Raw genomic sequence first — 16861 nt, 5'->3', positions numbered from 1 at the left:
CGGTTTTTCGGTTGGAGGTTCTCATATGGCAAAGGCCAAGCGCATGTACGGCTGCACAGAGTGCGGCGCGACCTTTCCCAAATGGGCAGGCCAGTGCTCCGAGTGTGGTGCGTGGAACACCCTGACTGAAACCATGATCGAGAGCGGCGGGGCGGCAGCGCCTACTGGCCGCGCCGGCTGGACCGGGCAACAGGCCCAGATCAAGACCCTGGCCGAGGTCAGTGTCGAAGAGATCCCGCGTTTCTCCACCGCCTCCGGTGAGCTGGATCGCGTACTCGGCGGTGGCCTGGTGGACGGTTCGGTGGTGCTGATCGGCGGTGACCCGGGCATCGGCAAGTCGACCATCCTCTTGCAGACCCTGTGCAGCATCGCCAGCCGCATGCCGGCGCTGTATGTCACGGGCGAAGAGTCCCAGCAACAAGTGGCCATGCGCGCCCGGCGCCTGGGCTTGCCCCAGGACCAGCTGCGGGTCATGACCGAAACCTGCATCGAAAGCATCATTGCCACGGCGCGGATCGAAAAGCCCAAGGTCATGGTGATCGACTCGATCCAGACGATTTTTACCGAGCAATTACAATCGGCACCGGGTGGCGTGTCCCAGGTACGGGAAAGTGCGGCGCTGTTGGTGCGTTATGCCAAGCAGAGTGGCACGGCGATCTTCCTGGTGGGGCATGTGACCAAGGAAGGCGCGTTGGCCGGGCCAAGGGTGTTAGAGCACATGGTCGACACCGTGCTGTATTTCGAAGGTGAATCCGATGGTCGCCTGCGCTTGCTGCGGGCGGTGAAGAACCGTTTTGGCGCGGTGAACGAGCTGGGTGTGTTCGCCATGACCGACCGAGGGCTGAAAGAAGTCTCCAATCCATCGGCGATTTTTCTGACCCGCGCCCAAGAGGAAGTCCCGGGCAGTGTGGTGATGGCCACGTGGGAAGGCACCCGGCCGATGCTGGTGGAAGTCCAGGCGCTGGTGGATGACAGCCATCTGGCCAACCCGCGAAGGGTCACGCTCGGCCTGGACCAGAACCGCCTGGCGATGTTGCTGGCGGTATTGCACCGCCACGGCGGTATCCCGACCCACGACCAGGATGTGTTCCTCAACGTGGTCGGCGGGGTCAAGGTGTTGGAGACCGCCTCCGACCTGGCGCTGATGGCGGCGGTGATGTCCAGCCTGCGCAATCGGCCGTTGCCTCATGACCTGCTGGTGTTCGGTGAAGTGGGTTTGTCGGGTGAAGTGCGCCCGGTGCCCAGCGGGCAGGAGCGATTGAAGGAGGCAGCCAAGCATGGCTTCAAGCGTGCGATCGTGCCCAAGGGTAATGCGCCGAAGGAAATGCCCCAGGGGTTGCAGGTCATTGGGGTGACACGCCTGGAGCAGGCGTTGGATGCACTGTTCGAGTAGCCAGCGACACCGCAAAACCAATGTGGGAGGGGGCTTGCCCCCTCCCACATTCAGAGCTCTGTTGGCTTCTAGATTTCCAGCAATGCCGCCAGCTCTCTGTGTAGCTCATCCTCATCCCCCAGATTCAACTCAACCAGCCGCCGTAAATGGCTGATCGAATCCAGATCGATGTATTGGCACACGAAGCCCAGTTGCCCGGGATCTTCATGGGTCAACCGTACCTGCATCTTGATATGTGCCTTCGGATCCAGACGTATGTCGACGTCGAACGGCAGCGCTTTATTTCCCTTCCAACCCTCGGGGCGCTCTATCAGCAGGCCCTTTAACGAGAGATCTACCAACTTAACCGGCAATTCCCATCCGTTTTGCCGAAGTTCGGTCTTGGCGTCAAAAGCTATCCGGCGAAAATTGCGGCGGTCAGGCGCTTGCTCGATCATGGTGAGGCCCTCTTTGGATAGGAGCAGTGTAGCCCTGCGCCACCCTCCAGCGTTTATTTCCACTTTTTTTGGCCATGGCAAGGCTCTAGACCAACGTAGGGGGCTGGTCTTTGATGCCAGTAGCGCTAAACTCCGGATGGCTGTCCTTTCTGTCCACCCTGGCTGGAATATAAAAATGAAAAATAATAATAGCCTGCTACGCCACTTACCCTGGCTGGTGCTGGCAATCGTAGGAGCGTGCGCCCTGGGCGTAGTGGCCTTGCGCCGCGGCGAGGCGATCAACGCCTTGTGGATCGTGGTCGCTGCCGTGGCCATCTATCTGGTTGCGTACCGTTACTACAGTCTGTTCATCGCCAATAACGTGATGCAACTCGATCCGCGGCGGGCCACCCCCGCAGTGGTCAATAACGATGGTCTGGACTATGTGCCGACCAACAAACATATCCTGTTCGGTCACCACTTTGCGGCGATTGCCGGCGCGGGGCCCTTGGTAGGCCCGGTACTGGCGGCGCAAATGGGCTACCTGCCCGGCACCCTGTGGCTGATTGCCGGGGTGGTACTGGCCGGTGCGGTGCAGGACTTCATGATCCTGTTCCTGTCCACCCGCCGCAACGGTCGCTCCCTGGGCGACATGGTCCGCGAAGAGATGGGCCGCATTCCCGGGACTATCGCGCTGTTCGGCTGCTTCCTGATCATGATCATCATCCTCGCGGTGCTGGCGCTGATCGTGGTCAAGGCCCTGGCCGAGAGCCCGTGGGGCATCTTCACGGTGATGGCGACCATCCCGATTGCGATGTTCATGGGCATCTACATGCGCTACATCCGCCCGGGCCGCATCGGTGAAATTTCGATCATCGGCGTGCTGTTGCTGCTCGGTTCGATCTGGCTGGGCGGGCAGATTGCCGCCGATCCGTACTGGGCCAAGGCCTTTACCTTCACCGGGATCCAGATCACCTGGATGCTGATTGGCTACGGTTTCGTGGCTGCCGTGCTACCGGTCTGGCTGATCCTGGCGCCCCGTGACTACCTGTCGACCTTCCTGAAAATCGGCACCATCATCGCCCTGGCGATTGGCATCCTGGTCACCATGCCTGACCTGAAAATGCCGGCACTGACCCAGTTCATCGACGGCACCGGTCCGGTGTGGAAGGGCGGCCTGTTCCCGTTCCTGTTCATCACCATTGCCTGTGGCGCGGTCTCGGGTTTCCATGCGCTGATCTCCTCGGGTACAACGCCCAAGTTGCTGGCCAGTGAAAGCCACGCCCGTTACATCGGCTACGGCGGCATGCTGATGGAATCGTTCGTAGCCATCATGGCGATGGTTGCCGCTTCGGTGATTGAGCCAGGCGTGTACTTCGCCATGAACAGCCCGGCTGCAATCGTCGGCACCGACGTGGTCACCGTGGCGCAAACCGTCAGCAGCTGGGGCTTTGCAATTACCCCTGAGGCGCTGTCAGCCGTCGCCCACGATATCGGTGAAACCACCATCCTGGCCCGTGCCGGTGGTGCGCCGACATTGGCGGTGGGGATCGCGCAGATCCTGCACAGTGTACTGCCGGGTGAAAACACCATGGCGTTCTGGTACCACTTTGCGATCCTGTTCGAAGCGCTCTTCATCCTCACGGCCGTCGATGCCGGTACCCGTGCCGGTCGCTTCATGCTGCAGGACCTGCTGGGCTCCTTCGTGCCGGCGCTGAAACGCACCGAGTCGTGGACTGCCAACCTGATTGCTACCGCAGGCTGCGTGGCGATGTGGGGATACCTGCTGTACCAAGGCGTGATCGACCCGCTGGGTGGCATCAACACCTTGTGGCCGCTGTTCGGTATCTCCAACCAGATGCTGGCGGGTATCGCGCTGATGCTGGCCACCGTTGTGCTGATCAAGATGAAGCGCCAGCGCTACATCTGGGTAACCATGCTGCCGGCGGTCTGGCTGCTGATCTGCACCACCACCGCAGGCTTCATCAAGCTGTTCGACGCCAACCCGGCCATTGGCTTCCTGTCGCTTGCCAAGAAATACAGCGATGCCTTGGCTAATGGCCAGATCCTGGCCCCGGCCAAGAACATCGACCAGATGCAGCACGTGATCTGGAACGCCTATACCAACGCAACGCTGACGGCGCTGTTCCTGTTCGTGGTGTTCAGCATCCTGTTCTATGCGCTCAAGGTTGGCGTCGCCGCCTGGGGCAACAAAGAGCGTACGGATAAAGAAGCCCCGTTCCAGGCTGTACCGGACGCGTAAACGAGGATTGCAAACATGTTCAATGACATCAGTCGCCTCGGTAAATACCTCGGTCAGGCCGCACGCCTGATGGTCGGCATGCCCGACTACGACACCTACGTCGAGCATATGCAAACCAAGCACCCGGACAAGCCGGTGATGGACTACAAGGCGTTCTTCCGGGAACGCCAGGAGGCCCGTTACGGCGGCAAGGGTGGGCCCAAGTGCTGCTGACCCGTTAATTCGGGCTGGCAGTGGATCTACTGTGGGAGGGGGCTTGCTCCCGATAGCTTTGTGTCAGTGACCTATAAGTGCCTGACACACCGATATCGGGGGCAAGCCCCCTCCCACATTTGTTTTGTGTTCCTTCAGTTATAAGGAGATTTTTTTGTCCTCTCCCATCCCTGTCACCATCCTCAGCGGCTTCCTCGGTGCCGGCAAGACCACCTTGCTGCGCCATCTGCTCAAGGCCGAGCACGGCTTGAAAATCGCCGTGATCGAAAACGAATTCAGCGACGCCGGCATCGACACCCAGCTCTTGGGCGCAGAGCCGGTACAAGTCATGACCCTGTCCAACGGCTGCGTGTGCTGCACCATCCACACCGACCTGACCAAGGCCCTGTACCTGCTGCTCGAGCGCCTGGACAGTGGCGAAATCGCTTTCGACCGGTTGGTGATCGAGTGTACGGGCCTGGCGGATCCAGCCCCTGTCGCCCAGACGTTTTTCATCGACGAAGAACTGCGAGAGCGCTACATCCTCGACGGCATCATCACCCTGGTGGACGCGGCCCACGCCGAGCATCACCTGACCCAGACCATCGCCCAGGCCCAGATCGGCTTTGCCGACCGCCTGCTGGTGAGCAAGCGCGACCTGGTGGACGACGCCACATTCGACGCCCTGAGCCAGCGCCTGACCCGTATCAATCGCCGTGCGCCAATTCGTGTGGTCGATCACGGCCAGATTGACCTAGCCGAGTTGCTGGATGTGCGCGGCTTCAACCTCAATGCCGGCATGAGCCTGCGCCCAGTCAGCGCTGCGCCGCCGGTCGACCGTATTTCCAGCCTGGTGCTGCGCACAGAGCAGCCGCTGGATATCGACCGTCTCAGCGAGTTCATGAACGAGTTGCTTGAAGACCACGGCAAGCAACTGCTGCGCTACAAGGGCGTGCTGAATATTGCCGGGGAAGATCGGCGCATGGTGTTCCAGGGCGTGCTGAAACTCTACGGGTTCGATTGGGACACCGAATGGGCCGAGGGTGAGACGCGGGAGAGTGTGATTGTGTTTATTGCCGATGAATTACCCGAAGACAAAATCCGCGAGGGTTTTGAGCGGGTCTATCAGGCATAAAAAAGCCCATCTGTAGGAGCGAGCTTGCTCGCGAAGAACTCACAGGCAACGCGTGCACCCAAGATGCACGCGTTATCGTTGACGTTTTTCGCGAGCAAGCTCGCTCCTACAGTGGGCTTCTTTGTATTACGCGCCGTATACCGGCAGCTTCTTGCAGATGGCCTTGACCTTCTCACGTACCGCGTCGATCACGGCTTCGTTGTTCAGGTCTGCCAGGATGTCGCAGATCCAGCCGGCCAGTTCCTTGCACTCGGCTTCCTTGAAACCGCGAGTGGTCACTGCCGGGGTGCCAAAGCGCAGGCCGGAGGTGACGAATGGCGAACGTGGGTCGTTCGGCACGGAGTTCTTGTTCACGGTGATGAAGGCTTTGCCCAGGGCGGCGTCAGCATCTTTACCGGAAATGTCCTGCTTGATCAGCGACAGCAGGAACAGGTGGTTTTCAGTACCGCCGGACACCACGTCAAAACCGCGCTCGATGAACACAGCGGCCATGGCCTGGGCGTTCTTCACCACTTGTTGCTGGTAGGTCTTGAACTCAGGCTGCAGTGCTTCCTTGAAGCAGATCGCCTTGGCGGCAATCACGTGCTCCAGCGGGCCACCCTGGGCGCCCGGGAATACCGCGGAGTTGAGCTTCTTCTCGATCTCGGCGTTGGCGCGAGCCAGGATCAGGCCGCCACGTGGACCGCGCAGGGTCTTGTGGGTAGTGGTGGTCACCACGTCAGCGTAAGGCACCGGGTTCGGGTACACGCCCGCTGCTACCAGACCGGCCACGTGGGCCATGTCGACGAACAGGTAGGCACCGACCTTGTCGGCGATTTCACGGAAGCGTGGGAAATCCAGGATCTGCGAGTAGGCAGAGAAACCGGCCACGATCATTTTCGGCTTGTGCTCGACCGCCAGGCGCTCGACTTCGTCGTAGTCGATCAGGCCGTCGGCATTGATCCCGTACTGGACGGCGTTGTACAGCTTGCCGGAGGACGAGACGCTGGCACCGTGGGTCAGGTGGCCGCCGTGGGCCAGGCTCATGCCCAGGATGGTGTCGCCGCCTTGCAGCAGGGCCAGGTACACCGCGCTGTTGGCTTGGGAGCCGGCATGCGGCTGGACGTTGGCGTAGTCGGCGCCGAACAGTTGCTTGGCACGGTCGATAGCCAGCTGCTCAACCACGTCGACGTACTCGCAACCACCGTAGTAGCGCTTGCCTGGGTAGCCTTCGGCGTACTTGTTGGTCAGAACCGAACCTTGAGCCTCCATCACCGCAGGGCTGGTGTAGTTTTCCGAAGCGATCAGCTCAATGTGCTCTTCCTGGCGCACGGCTTCTTGCTCCATGGCGGCGAAGAGATCGGCGTCGTACTTGGCAATAGTCAAATCACGGCTGAACATGGCGGTCCTCAAGGATCGGGGGCAGAAAAGGAGGGCATTCTAACCCAATGGGTTTTGGATGGCATATGAAAGGACATCATGTCGCGGACAAGTGGGGCTCATCTGGAGATGAGTGGTGACTGTGCTGGCCCCATCGGGAGCAAGCCCCCTCCCACATTTTGAACTGTGAATACCTTCAAATGTGGGAGGGGGCTTGCTCCCGATGGGGCCATTAGCCTCACAACAGCAGCTCAGTCGAACATGAACAGCGCATCATTGCTGAACTGCGCCTCGAACCGATTCGCCGGCATCGGTCGCCCGAACAGGTAACCCTGTACCTCATCACAACCATGTTCGCGCAGAAAATCCAGCTGCTCATGGGTTTCCACACCTTCGGCAATCACCGCCAGGTTCAGGCTGTGGGCCATGGCAATGATCGCCCGGGCAATCTGCGCGTCCTGCTCACCCGAGGGCAGGCCATCGACGAACGTACGGTCGATCTTCAACACGTCGATGGGGAACTGCTTGAGGTAGTTGAGTGATGAATAGCCGGTGCCGAAGTCATCCACCGCGATGCTCAGGCCCAGGTTCTTGAGGCTGGCAAGGATCTGCATGGCTTCGTTGACTTCGCGCATCAGGATGCTTTCGGTCAGTTCCAGCTCCAGGCACGCCGGCGGCAAGCCGGTGTCCTTGAGAATGGTGGCGATGCGCGTGCCCAATTGGCCATCGGAGAACTGCCGCGCCGAGATGTTCACCGAGACTTTCGGCACCCGCACCTTGTTCTGGTGCCAGGTCTTGAGCTGGCGACAGGCTTCGCTGATCACCCAGTCGCCCACGTCCACCACCAGGCCCAACTCCTCCAGCACAGGAATGAAATCACCCGGCGGCACCAAGCCGCGACGCGGATGGCGCCAGCGCAGCAGGGCTTCGGCGCCGGTCAGGCGTTTGCCGTCGCCGCTGAACTGCGGCTGGTAATAGAGCACGAATTCGTTCTGGTCCAGGGCGTGGCGCAGGTCGCTTTCCAGCTCCAGGCGCTCCAGGGCGCTGGCGTTCATGTCGGCCTGGTAGAACTGGAAGTTGTTCTTGCCGCGTTCCTTGGCGTGATACATCGCGGTATCGGCGTTTTTCATCAGTTGGCTCAGCTCGTTGCCGTCTTGCGGGCTGAGGGCGATGCCGATACTGGCGGTGACGAAGAACTCGCGGCCTTCCAGTACAAACGGCTTCACCAGGCTGGCGAGAATCTGCTCGGCCACATGAATCGCGCGGTTCAACGCCATGTCGCGGCTGACCCGCGGTTGCAGGAGCAAGGTGAACTCGTCGCCGCCCATGCGCGCCACGGTGTCGTCCTCGGCCACGCAGCCGAGCAGGCGCGTGGCCATTTCCTTGAGCATGCGGTCGCCGGCGGCATGGCCGAGGGAGTCGTTGATCGGCTTGAAACGGTCTAGGTCGAGGAACATCAGTACCACCCACGACTTCTGCCGCTCGGCCGACTGCAACGCAGTGTGCAGGCGGTCCTGGAACAGTGTGCGGTTGGGTAGGTGGGTCAGGGCGTCGTAGTAGGCCAGGCGGTGGATGCGTTGTTCGCTGGCCTTGCGCTCGCTGATGTCGCTGAAGAAGCAGACGTAGCTGGCCAGGTCGCCTTCATCGTCGAACACCGCTGTAATACCGACCCAGGCCGGGTAATGCTCGCCATTGCGGCGCTTGAGCCACACCTCGCCTTCCCAGGTGCTGTGCTGGTGCAGTTGCTTGAGCACATAGCGCAAGTGGGCTTCCTGCTGCTCGTCGACCGTGAGCATGTTCGGCAGTTGGTCGAGCACATCGCTTACGGCATAGCCGCTGACCCGGCTGAACGCCTCGTTGGCCTGCACAATGTAGCCCGCCGGATCGGTGATCAGAATGGCCGAGGTGGAATGCTCGAAAACCGTGGCCGCCATGCGCAGGTCTTTCTCGGCGCGGCGTTGCTGGCTGATATCGCGGCCCACGCCGAGGATGCCTTCAAACGCCCCGTGTTCATCCCATACCAGTACCAGGCGCAGTTCGATCGGCACTTTGCGCCCATCGGCGCGCAGGCAGTCAAACAGGAACAACAGGGTCTGAACATCATCGCGCAGCGTGTTCAAGGCCTCTGGGTTGCCCAGAGCGCGGCTGACCTGTTCCATCAGGCTATAGATGCCGGTCAGCTGTTGTGGGTTGGCGATGATCGACTGCCAGCCATTCTTGAACACCCAGTCCACGTCATAGCCGAGCACGGCGTTGACCGATGGGCTGACGTAGTTGAGGGCCAGTTGGCTGTCGGTGGAGCAGATTACGTCGCTGATGCTTTCGGCCAGCATGCGGTAGCGCTGTTCACTGTCGCGCAGGGATTCGCTGGCCTCGATCTGGTCGGTAATGTCCTTGGCCACGCCGATGATCCGCGTGACCACCGCGGACGTGTCCCGGGCCAGGGCTTGTTCGCGGATATCGAAGCGGCGCCATTGGTTATTGCGGTGGCGAAAACGCAGCTGGCAGTGCAGTTGCGTTGTATAGCCGACCCGGCGCTGCTGTTGGCGCAAGTCGTGGTAATGCTCGGCGTCTTCGGGATGCAGCAGGATTTCCCAGAAGTACTCGCCCATTTGCTGCAGTTCGGCCTTGTTGTAGCCGAGGGTGTGGCCCAGGTGATGGTTGCTGAAAATCATGCGCTGGCTGATCACGTCCTGCACATACAGGTGGTCAGGCACGGTGCGCACCACGTCCGACCAGAAGCTCTCGCGTTCCACCAGTGACAGCTCGATCAGCTTGCGGCTGGTGATGTCGCTGATGCTGAGGATCACCGCCTTGAAGTCGTCCTGTTGCTCCGGCAGGCGCATCACCAGCCACAGGTATTGCTCGTTGCCGGCTACATCGTTGAGCTGGATTTCCAGCTCCAGCTGTTTCTGCTGGGCCAGTACCGCTTCCAGCACCGGGTAGCCGATGGCGGTGGCGTTGCGTGGGCAATCATCGATCAGGCGTTCCCAGGCTTGCTCACATGAGTTTACGTTCAACAGGCGTACCGCCACCTGGTTGACCTCGGTGACCCGCAGTTCCTTGAGCAGTTGCTGGCGTTCGCTGGGGTTGGCCTGCAACCAGGCATGCAGTTGCTCGCGGCTGTGCACTTTGGTTTTGTCGAAGAATGTCTTGAGCCCCGACAGGTCAAGCACGCACAAGGCCACGCCCGTGCCTTCGAAAATGTCCTGGTAGCGCCGCCGGCCCTCGTTCACCTGGCGCTGGCGGCGACGCATATTCAGCAGCACGATCACCGGTATCAGCGAGAACGCCAGCCCCAGCAGGCATTTGCCGATAAACGCCGGCAGCAGTTGTTCAAGCACTGCGCTGCGGTCGAACAGCCCGCGCAGTTGCCAGTCGCTTTTGCTCAAGGGCGTGACCAGCACGCTTTTGTTCAACTCCTCCGGGGTCAGGGCGCCGGCCCACTGCGCCGGCATGCCGCTGTCCCGGCTGACCACGCGGTGGTTCAGGCGGTTCTCGATCGCCCACATCGGGCGCTGGCCCTGGACATCCTGGCGTGTGAGGCCGGCCAGGTAGCTGGGTGCCAGGCGTAATGCCCAGTACACCTTGGAGCCACCGCTGGGCTGGTGCAGCAACAGATAGATGACGGTGCCGTCGTTGTCGTTGCTCAGGTAAAAGGACTGGGAGTGGCTGCGCTTGACCAGCTCTTCAAGCCAGGCGCTGTCGCGGCTGTCGTGGTCGGTGTCGCTGATCAGCGCGCCGCTGGGCGCCAGCAGGGCGAAGCTGCGCAGTTCTGGTAACGAACGCTGCAGGGTGCGCATCAAGGCCTGCTGCTGTTCGGCATTGCGCGGCGGTTCGACGATGGGCAGCAGGTTCAGGGCGATCTGCGCGCTCAGGGCCATGCTCTGGCTGATTTGCTCGGCCAGGTCGGCACTGTAGTCGATGGTGTATTGCTGCTGGTTTTTCTGGTTTTGCTGCAACTGGTCGAGCAGTTGCCAGAACAATAACGCGAGCAGCAGCAGGACAAGCGTCGCCAATGCGCCCTTCAAGGTGCCGTGCAGGGGCGCTCCCGGCGCAATATGAGCGGCGCGCAAGGGAGTTGGCGGCGTGACTTTGGACAAGCTGTGATCCTGCGGTTGGCTGGACTGGCGCGCGACGTGCACTATAAGCCGGACGCCCGGAGGGCGGCTAGCATGCCTTGAGTTGTGGCAAAGTGCCAGTCCTGCCTGGCTGGACTGCCCCAGCGCATTCAGGTAGCTTTGCCGGTTACGCGGGGGCGTTCCAGCCCCAGACACTCAGGCTCTTCCCCACGCAGGCATTGATCACCGTCAACGGCCCGCGCGGCGCATGGCCTGGCACGGGCTTCGCCCGCTTAATTCATCAGTCACTGACGCTAGGTTCACCATGGCTCAATACGTCTTCACCATGCATCGGCTGGGAAAAGTTGTTCCGCCGAAGCGGGAAATCCTGAAAAACATTTCATTGTCCTTCTTCCCCGGCGCCAAGATCGGCGTGCTCGGCCTCAACGGTTCGGGTAAGTCCACGCTGCTGAAAATCATGGCTGGCGTCGACACCGAGTTCGAGGGCGAAGCCCGTCCGATGCCGGACCTCAACATCGGCTACCTGCCGCAAGAGCCGATCCTGGACCCGACCAAGACCGTGCGCGAAGTGGTCGAAGAGGCCGTCAGCGTGATCAAGGACGCCCAGGCACGCCTGGACGAGGTCTACGCCGCCTACGCCGAACCGGATGCCGACTTCGACAAGCTGGCCGCCGAACAGGCCAAGCTCGAAGCGATCCTGCAGGCCGGCGACGGTCACAACCTGGAGCGCCAGCTGGAAGTCGCCGCCGATGCGCTGCGCCTGCCGGCGTGGGACGCCAAGGTCGAGCACCTGTCCGGTGGTGAGAAGCGTCGCGTGGCCCTGTGCCGCCTGCTGCTGTCGGCGCCCGACATGCTGCTGCTTGACGAACCGACCAACCACCTGGATGCCGATTCCGTCGCCTGGCTGGAGCACTTCCTGCACGATTTCCCGGGCACCGTGGTTGCGATCACGCACGACCGCTACTTCCTGGACAACGTTGCCGGCTGGATCCTCGAGCTCGACCGCGGCGCCGGTATCCCTTACGAGGGCAACTACTCCGGTTGGCTGGAAGCCAAGTCCGACCGTCTGGCTGCCGAATCCAAGCAGCAATCGGCCCACGAAAAAGCCATGAAGGAAGAACTGGAGTGGGTGCGCAAAGGCGCCAAGGCCCGCCAGTCCAAATCCAAGGCACGCCTGCAACGCTTTGAAGAAATGCAGTCGCAGGAATTCCAGAAGCGCAGCGAAACCAACGAAATCTACATCCCGGCCGGCCCGCGCCTGGGTGACAAGGTCATCGAGTTCAAGAACGTCTGCAAAGGCTATGGCGACCGCGTGCTGATCGACAACCTGTCGTTCTCCATGCCAAAAGGCGCGATCGTCGGCGTCATTGGTGGTAACGGCGCGGGTAAATCCACGCTGTTCCGTATGCTGATGGGCAAGGAAACCCCGGACTCCGGCAGCATCGAGATCGGCGACACCGTGCAGCTGGCATGCGTGGACCAGAGCCGCGAAGACCTCGACGGCAGCAAGACGGTGTTCCAGCAGATTTCTGACGGTTCCGACCAGATCCGTATCGGCAACTATGAAATTCCGTCGCGCACCTATGTCGGCCGTTTCAACTTCAAGGGCGGCGACCAGCAGAAGTTCGTCAAGGACTTGTCCGGTGGTGAGCGTGGTCGCTTGCACCTGGCCCTGACCCTGAAAGAGGGCGGCAACGTGTTGCTGCTCGACGAACCGTCCAACGACCTCGACGTGGAAACCCTGCGTTCCCTGGAAGAAGCCCTGCTGGACTTCCCGGGCGCCGCCATTGTGATCTCTCACGATCGGTGGTTCCTTGACCGCGTCGCGACCCACATCCTGGCGTACGAAGACGACTCTCAAGCGGTGTTCTTCGAAGGTAACTACACCGAGTACGAAGCAGACCGTAAAAAGCGCCTGGGCGAAGCCGCTGCCCAGCCGCACCGTGTGCGTCACAAGAAACTGGCCTGATTCAGGTTGGTTTGAAAAAAACGGAGCCTTCGGGCTCCGTTTTTTGTGTTTTTAATGCGGTCGAATGTGGGAGGGGGCTTGCCTCCGATAGCGGTTTACCTGCTGGTGCACTCCCTTGATTTGAAATCCTCTTTTAAGTGCATAAAGCCCGGTAAAACTGGATACAGTTATATCCAATGCACCATTTAATTTCACAAAGGCGACATTTTGCCCTGTCACGGTGCGAAACGAATTGATAAAGTCCGGCTCAATCTCTGTTTAACAACAATCAATTTGCCGAGACTTTTCATGATCGAATCCGTCGAATCCTTCCTGGCCCGCCTCAAGAAACGCGACCCGGACCAACCGGAATTCCACCAGGCCGTAGAAGAAGTCCTGCGCAGCCTGTGGCCTTTTCTTGAAGCCAACCCCCATTACCTGACCTCGGGCATCCTGGAACGCATTTGCGAACCGGAACGCGCGATTACCTTCCGGGTGTCGTGGGTGGATGATCATGGCAAGGTCCAGGTCAATCGCGGCTTTCGTATCCAGATGAACAGCGCCATCGGGCCCTACAAAGGCGGTCTGCGCTTCCACCCGTCAGTGAACCTGGGTGTGCTGAAATTCCTCGCCTTCGAGCAGACCTTCAAGAACTCCCTGACCTCGTTGCCCATGGGCGGCGGCAAAGGCGGCTCGGACTTCGACCCCAAGGGCAAGAGCGACGCCGAAGTGATGCGCTTCTGCCAGGCGTTCATGAGCGAGTTGTACCGCCACATTGGTGCGGACGTCGACGTACCGGCCGGTGATATCGGCGTGGGCGCACGGGAAATCGGCTTCCTGTTTGGCCAGTACAAACGCCTCAGCAACCAATTCACCTCAGTGCTCACCGGCAAAGGCATGACCTATGGCGGCAGCCTGATCCGCCCGGAGGCTACCGGTTTCGGCTGCGTCTATTTCGCCGAGGAAATGCTCAAGCGCCAAGGCCAGCGCGTTGAAGGCAAGCGCGTGGCGGTGTCCGGTTCCGGCAACGTGGCGCAATACGCGGCGCGCAAGGTGATGGACCTGGGCGGCAAGGTGATTTCCCTGTCGGACTCCGAAGGCACCTTGTACGCCGAGAGTGGTTTGACCGAGGCGCAATGGTCAGCCCTGCTGGAGCTGAAAAACGTGCAGCGCGGGCGCATCAGTGAGTTGGCCGAACGCTTCGGCCTGGAGTTCCGTAAAGGCAAGACGCCTTGGGAGCTGGCCTGCGATATCGCCCTGCCATGCGCGACCCAGAACGAACTCGACGCCGACGCCGCCCGCACCCTGCTGCACAACGGCTGTATTTGCGTGGCCGAAGGCGCCAACATGCCGACCACCCTTGAGGCTGTGGATATCTTTATCGACGCGGGCATTCTGTTCGCGCCGGGCAAGGCATCCAATGCCGGCGGCGTGGCCGTTAGTGGCCTGGAAATGTCGCAGAACGCTATGCGCCTGCTGTGGACCGCAGGGGAAGTGGACAGCAAGCTGCACAACATCATGCAATCGATCCACCATGCCTGCGTGCACTACGGTGAGGAAAACGGCCGGGTCAACTACGTCAAGGGCGCCAACATTGCAGGTTTCGTAAAAGTGGCTGACGCGATGCTGGCTCAGGGCATCGTTTAAACCTCAGGTTCGATGCTTAACACTTCGATCAACTGATCGCCGACGGGGCGCTTCCACAGCACCTCGTCACCCACCTGGGCACTCAGCAGGGCGCGGCCAAGGGGCGAGCCCCAGTTGATCAGTCCGGCGTTGGCGTCGGCCTGGTCTTCACCGACCAACTGGATGCGCTGCTGCTCGTCCTGCTCGTTGGCGAACGTGACCCAGCTGCCGATCTGCACCTTGTCGGTGGACGTGGCAGGCGGCACAACCTGGGCGCTTTGCACTCGCTGGTTGAAGTAGCGCAGATCCCGCTCAAGATCGGCTTGCCGCTGTTTATCGGCCTTGTCGCCCTTGGCGGACTCGGCGCTGTACTCAAGCTGCAATTGCGCAACCTTGGCTTGCAACTGCGCCAACCCTTGCGCGGTCAGGCGGTTGGGCTGTTCGCTGACCTGACGCTCCACCGGCTGATCGGCCTGGGCGGCAGCATTGTCTTCATTTACAAAAGCTCGGCTCATGGCGTTCTCCCTCTATGGCGTTTGGGCCATATTCGCCGTGCTTTAGTTTCGATGGATGTCTGCAAACGACCTATTGCGAGCGATAGGCCTTGGCCGCATCGCGGTCTTTTTCTTGCTGCCACTCGTGCTCGCGGTCGTTGTTGCGGTTGTCCTGGTAGTCGCGCAGTTCTTCGCTCTCGCGCATAGCCTTGCACTGACGGAAACCATCCTCCCAGCCCTCGGCGTAGTGCTTTTCTTTCAGGTAACGCGGCACGTTCTTGCGAAACTCCCCGGTGATCACCCCAGCAGCCTGGCGACCACTGCTGCAACCGTCGTCAAAACCATCGGCAAAGGCAGGTGGATAACCCTTGGCCAATAAATCCTGATGGGTTGTTTGGCAACCCGCCAGCCACACCACTGCACACAGCATTAGCGCATACCGCCACATGGCGTACTCCCTGGCCGGTTCACGGTTGTTAAGGAGAGTCTAGAAGGGGTTTTGTCAGCTGTATGTGAAAGTGGTGTCAGAGGGATGTGCAGGACTTTTGGCCAAGTACAAAACCAAGTGTGGGAGGGGGCTTGCCCCCGATGGCAGAGTGTCAGTCAGTCTATTTGTTCCTGACCCACCGCTATCGGGGGCAGCCCCCTCCCACAGTTTTATCCACAACTCCCGTCTCCCGCTGCAGGCTTTATTCGTAGTAACCCACTGTCTTTTTTAGCTGATCGGCGTATTCGTAAATTTCGTCAATGGATGAAATGGCGTGCCGGGTCTCATTCTTTTCCTCGTCGAATATCCCGAGGTACTTTTGGCTACGATTGAAGTGGAGCCGGCAGATGGGCTTACGATTGTTGTCGTCCAGTAATATTCCAAAATAGCTTTGGGTATCTCGTTGAACGATTCGTTTGGCATCGACTACGGAGCGAACGACAGCGCGGACGATGTGATAACCCTCCATTTCCTCAAGGGTCGTCAGAATTTTATCTTCTGCCTCTTCTCGATCCTGCAAGTCTGCATTCGCGCTATTCGCGATAGTCAATGATGTCATCGTCGGCTGAATTGCACCGCTCATAGCAGACTTAAGTCGCTCATTAATTTGGTCATTCAAAAATTGAGCTAACGCTTTTCGGGTTAGTTCAAAAAATTGCTCACGGACTCTTTGCGTGATCACTCCTTCATAAACGCGGGATGCGAAGAATTTCACGAAGTCGTCTTCTGGTTTACTGACTTGAGCGCCAATGAGTTTCTTGAGTTGGCTAACGTATTTCAATTCTCCCGCTGCGCTGATGATTGAGTCCACATCGAAGGCCGACTTGGTAAGTTTTATCAGCTCTGGTACGGAGTATTCATCAATGTCCAGTAGATCCAGTTCTAAAAATGGCTTTTCATCCATTTTATTAGGGGCGTCCAGATCAGTAAAAAATCTGTAGACCTGGCCGTTGGTAAGAATTGAGATTCTTGCACTTGTAACGTGAAAGTACCGAAAGAGCTGCGACGCGTGATTAATGCTCAACGACTCGCCAATCTTTTTGCATTCAATGAGTATCTGAACTTCGCCATCTTTCATGATTGCGTAGTCGATTTTTTCACCCTTTTTCGTCCCTACATCGCAGACAAATTCGGGCGTCACCTCCTGCGGGTCAAACACGTCATAACCCAACACGGTGTTGATAAAAGGCATTACAAAAGCATTTTTTGTAGCTTCTTCTGTTTGGATGGCGGGGCCTTGCAGGCGAACTTTTGCTGCCAAACTGGTGAGTTTTTCAAGAAATTCCATATAAGCCTCTTACCCTATTCGGATCCGTGTATAGAAGTGGTGGCAAATTGATGCCCTTCGATACTAGACACAAAACCTCACAAAGAGAATGAAGTGAGAGACGGTTTATTTCGTCTGAAAAAAGCTAAAAAGTCGTCTGAAATTTCCTGTCTATTTTTCAATGGGTTGCAAGGGTGCT

At 59.4% G+C, this 16861-nt stretch carries 12 protein-coding genes; 6 read left to right on the top strand and 6 right to left on the bottom strand.

Annotation, left to right across the window (positions count from 1 at the left end; all coding sequences use genetic code 11):
• Positions 1 to 25: 25 nt before the first annotated feature.
• Positions 26 to 1393, top strand: coding sequence for a DNA repair protein RadA (radA, locus tag ASD70_RS04615; RefSeq protein WP_046069598.1), 1368 nt, complete (start codon positions 26 to 28; stop codon positions 1391 to 1393).
• Positions 1394 to 1461: 68 nt separating this feature from the next.
• Here radA and ASD70_RS04610 read toward each other — a convergent pair whose 3' ends face one another.
• Complete coding sequence (locus ASD70_RS04610; RefSeq protein WP_046069597.1) at positions 1462 to 1830, bottom strand: PilZ domain-containing protein; 369 nt, start codon at positions 1828 to 1830, stop codon at positions 1462 to 1464.
• Between the two features lie 175 nt (positions 1831 to 2005).
• On the opposite strand from ASD70_RS04610, the gene ASD70_RS04605 reads away from it, so the two are divergent.
• From ASD70_RS04605 to yjiA, 3 genes are all read left to right on the top strand, one after another.
• Positions 2006 to 4072: a carbon starvation CstA family protein gene (locus ASD70_RS04605; RefSeq protein ID WP_043048455.1), complete on the top strand. Its 2067-nt coding sequence runs from the start codon at positions 2006 to 2008 to the stop codon at positions 4070 to 4072.
• A 15-nt stretch (positions 4073 to 4087) separates the two neighbouring features.
• The gene (locus ASD70_RS04600) at positions 4088 to 4285 is read left to right on the top strand and encodes a YbdD/YjiX family protein (RefSeq protein ID WP_003194308.1); all 198 of its coding nucleotides are present in this window, start codon (positions 4088 to 4090) and stop codon (positions 4283 to 4285) included.
• A 154-nt stretch (positions 4286 to 4439) separates the two neighbouring features.
• Positions 4440 to 5399, top strand: coding sequence for a GTPase (gene yjiA / locus ASD70_RS04595; RefSeq protein ID WP_056845783.1), 960 nt, complete (start codon positions 4440 to 4442; stop codon positions 5397 to 5399).
• A gap of 126 nt (positions 5400 to 5525) precedes the next feature.
• Here yjiA and glyA read toward each other — a convergent pair whose 3' ends face one another.
• The gene (glyA, locus tag ASD70_RS04590) at positions 5526 to 6779 is read right to left on the bottom strand and encodes a serine hydroxymethyltransferase (RefSeq protein WP_056845782.1); all 1254 of its coding nucleotides are present in this window, start codon (positions 6777 to 6779) and stop codon (positions 5526 to 5528) included.
• Between the two features lie 230 nt (positions 6780 to 7009).
• Positions 7010 to 10861, bottom strand: coding sequence for a sensor domain-containing protein (locus tag ASD70_RS04585; protein ID WP_056845808.1), 3852 nt, complete (start codon positions 10859 to 10861; stop codon positions 7010 to 7012).
• Between the two features lie 283 nt (positions 10862 to 11144).
• Between ASD70_RS04585 and ettA the strand changes: the two genes are divergently transcribed.
• Both ettA and gdhA read left to right on the top strand, forming a co-directional pair.
• A complete protein-coding gene (gene ettA, locus ASD70_RS04580) occupies positions 11145 to 12809 on the top strand; it encodes an energy-dependent translational throttle protein EttA (RefSeq protein ID WP_046069594.1) in 1665 nt (554 codons plus the stop codon).
• 288 nt (positions 12810 to 13097) lie between these two features.
• The gene (gene gdhA / locus ASD70_RS04575) at positions 13098 to 14435 is read left to right on the top strand and encodes an NADP-specific glutamate dehydrogenase (RefSeq protein ID WP_046069593.1); all 1338 of its coding nucleotides are present in this window, start codon (positions 13098 to 13100) and stop codon (positions 14433 to 14435) included.
• On the opposite strand, the gene ASD70_RS04570 is transcribed toward gdhA, so the two are convergent.
• The 3 genes from ASD70_RS04570 to ASD70_RS04560 form a co-directional block, all read right to left on the bottom strand.
• Entirely contained in the window at positions 14432 to 14929 is a 498-nt protein-coding gene (locus tag ASD70_RS04570) for a GreA/GreB family elongation factor (RefSeq protein ID WP_056845781.1), read from the bottom strand. The genes gdhA and ASD70_RS04570 overlap by 4 nt on opposite strands.
• 70 nt (positions 14930 to 14999) lie before the next feature.
• On the bottom strand, positions 15000 to 15356 hold the full coding sequence (locus ASD70_RS04565) for a hypothetical protein (protein ID WP_005791596.1): 357 nt from the start codon (positions 15354 to 15356) through the stop codon (positions 15000 to 15002).
• Positions 15357 to 15597: 241 nt separating this feature from the next.
• The gene (locus ASD70_RS04560; RefSeq protein ID WP_056845780.1) at positions 15598 to 16683 is read right to left on the bottom strand and encodes a type I restriction endonuclease; all 1086 of its coding nucleotides are present in this window, start codon (positions 16681 to 16683) and stop codon (positions 15598 to 15600) included.
• Positions 16684 to 16861 lie beyond the last annotated feature (178 nt).

The sequence above is a fragment of the Pseudomonas sp. Root569 genome (assembly GCF_001427465.1).
GTDB classification, from domain to species: domain Bacteria; phylum Pseudomonadota; class Gammaproteobacteria; order Pseudomonadales; family Pseudomonadaceae; genus Aquipseudomonas; species Aquipseudomonas synxantha.
The sequence above is the reverse complement of the archived record's forward strand: the minus strand, read 5'-3'. Positions and strand labels throughout refer to the sequence as shown.

Excerpts from the sequence above, each read along its gene's own strand:
- radA (WP_046069598.1), top strand. The coding sequence starts at position 26 with ATGGCAAAGGCCAAGCGCATGTACGGCTGCACAGAGTGCGGCGCGACC.
- ASD70_RS04610 (WP_046069597.1), bottom strand. The coding sequence starts at position 1,830 with ATGATCGAGCAAGCGCCTGACCGCCGCAATTTTCGCCGGATAGCTTTT.
- ASD70_RS04605 (WP_043048455.1), top strand. The coding sequence starts at position 2,006 with ATGAAAAATAATAATAGCCTGCTACGCCACTTACCCTGGCTGGTGCTG.
- ASD70_RS04600 (WP_003194308.1), top strand. The coding sequence starts at position 4,088 with ATGTTCAATGACATCAGTCGCCTCGGTAAATACCTCGGTCAGGCCGCA.
- glyA (WP_056845782.1), bottom strand. The coding sequence starts at position 6,779 with ATGTTCAGCCGTGATTTGACTATTGCCAAGTACGACGCCGATCTCTTC.
- ettA (WP_046069594.1), top strand. The coding sequence starts at position 11,145 with ATGGCTCAATACGTCTTCACCATGCATCGGCTGGGAAAAGTTGTTCCG.
- gdhA (WP_046069593.1), top strand. The coding sequence starts at position 13,098 with ATGATCGAATCCGTCGAATCCTTCCTGGCCCGCCTCAAGAAACGCGAC.
- ASD70_RS04570 (WP_056845781.1), bottom strand. The coding sequence starts at position 14,929 with ATGAGCCGAGCTTTTGTAAATGAAGACAATGCTGCCGCCCAGGCCGAT.
- ASD70_RS04565 (WP_005791596.1), bottom strand. The coding sequence starts at position 15,356 with ATGTGGCGGTATGCGCTAATGCTGTGTGCAGTGGTGTGGCTGGCGGGT.
- ASD70_RS04560 (WP_056845780.1), bottom strand. The coding sequence starts at position 16,683 with ATGGAATTTCTTGAAAAACTCACCAGTTTGGCAGCAAAAGTTCGCCTG.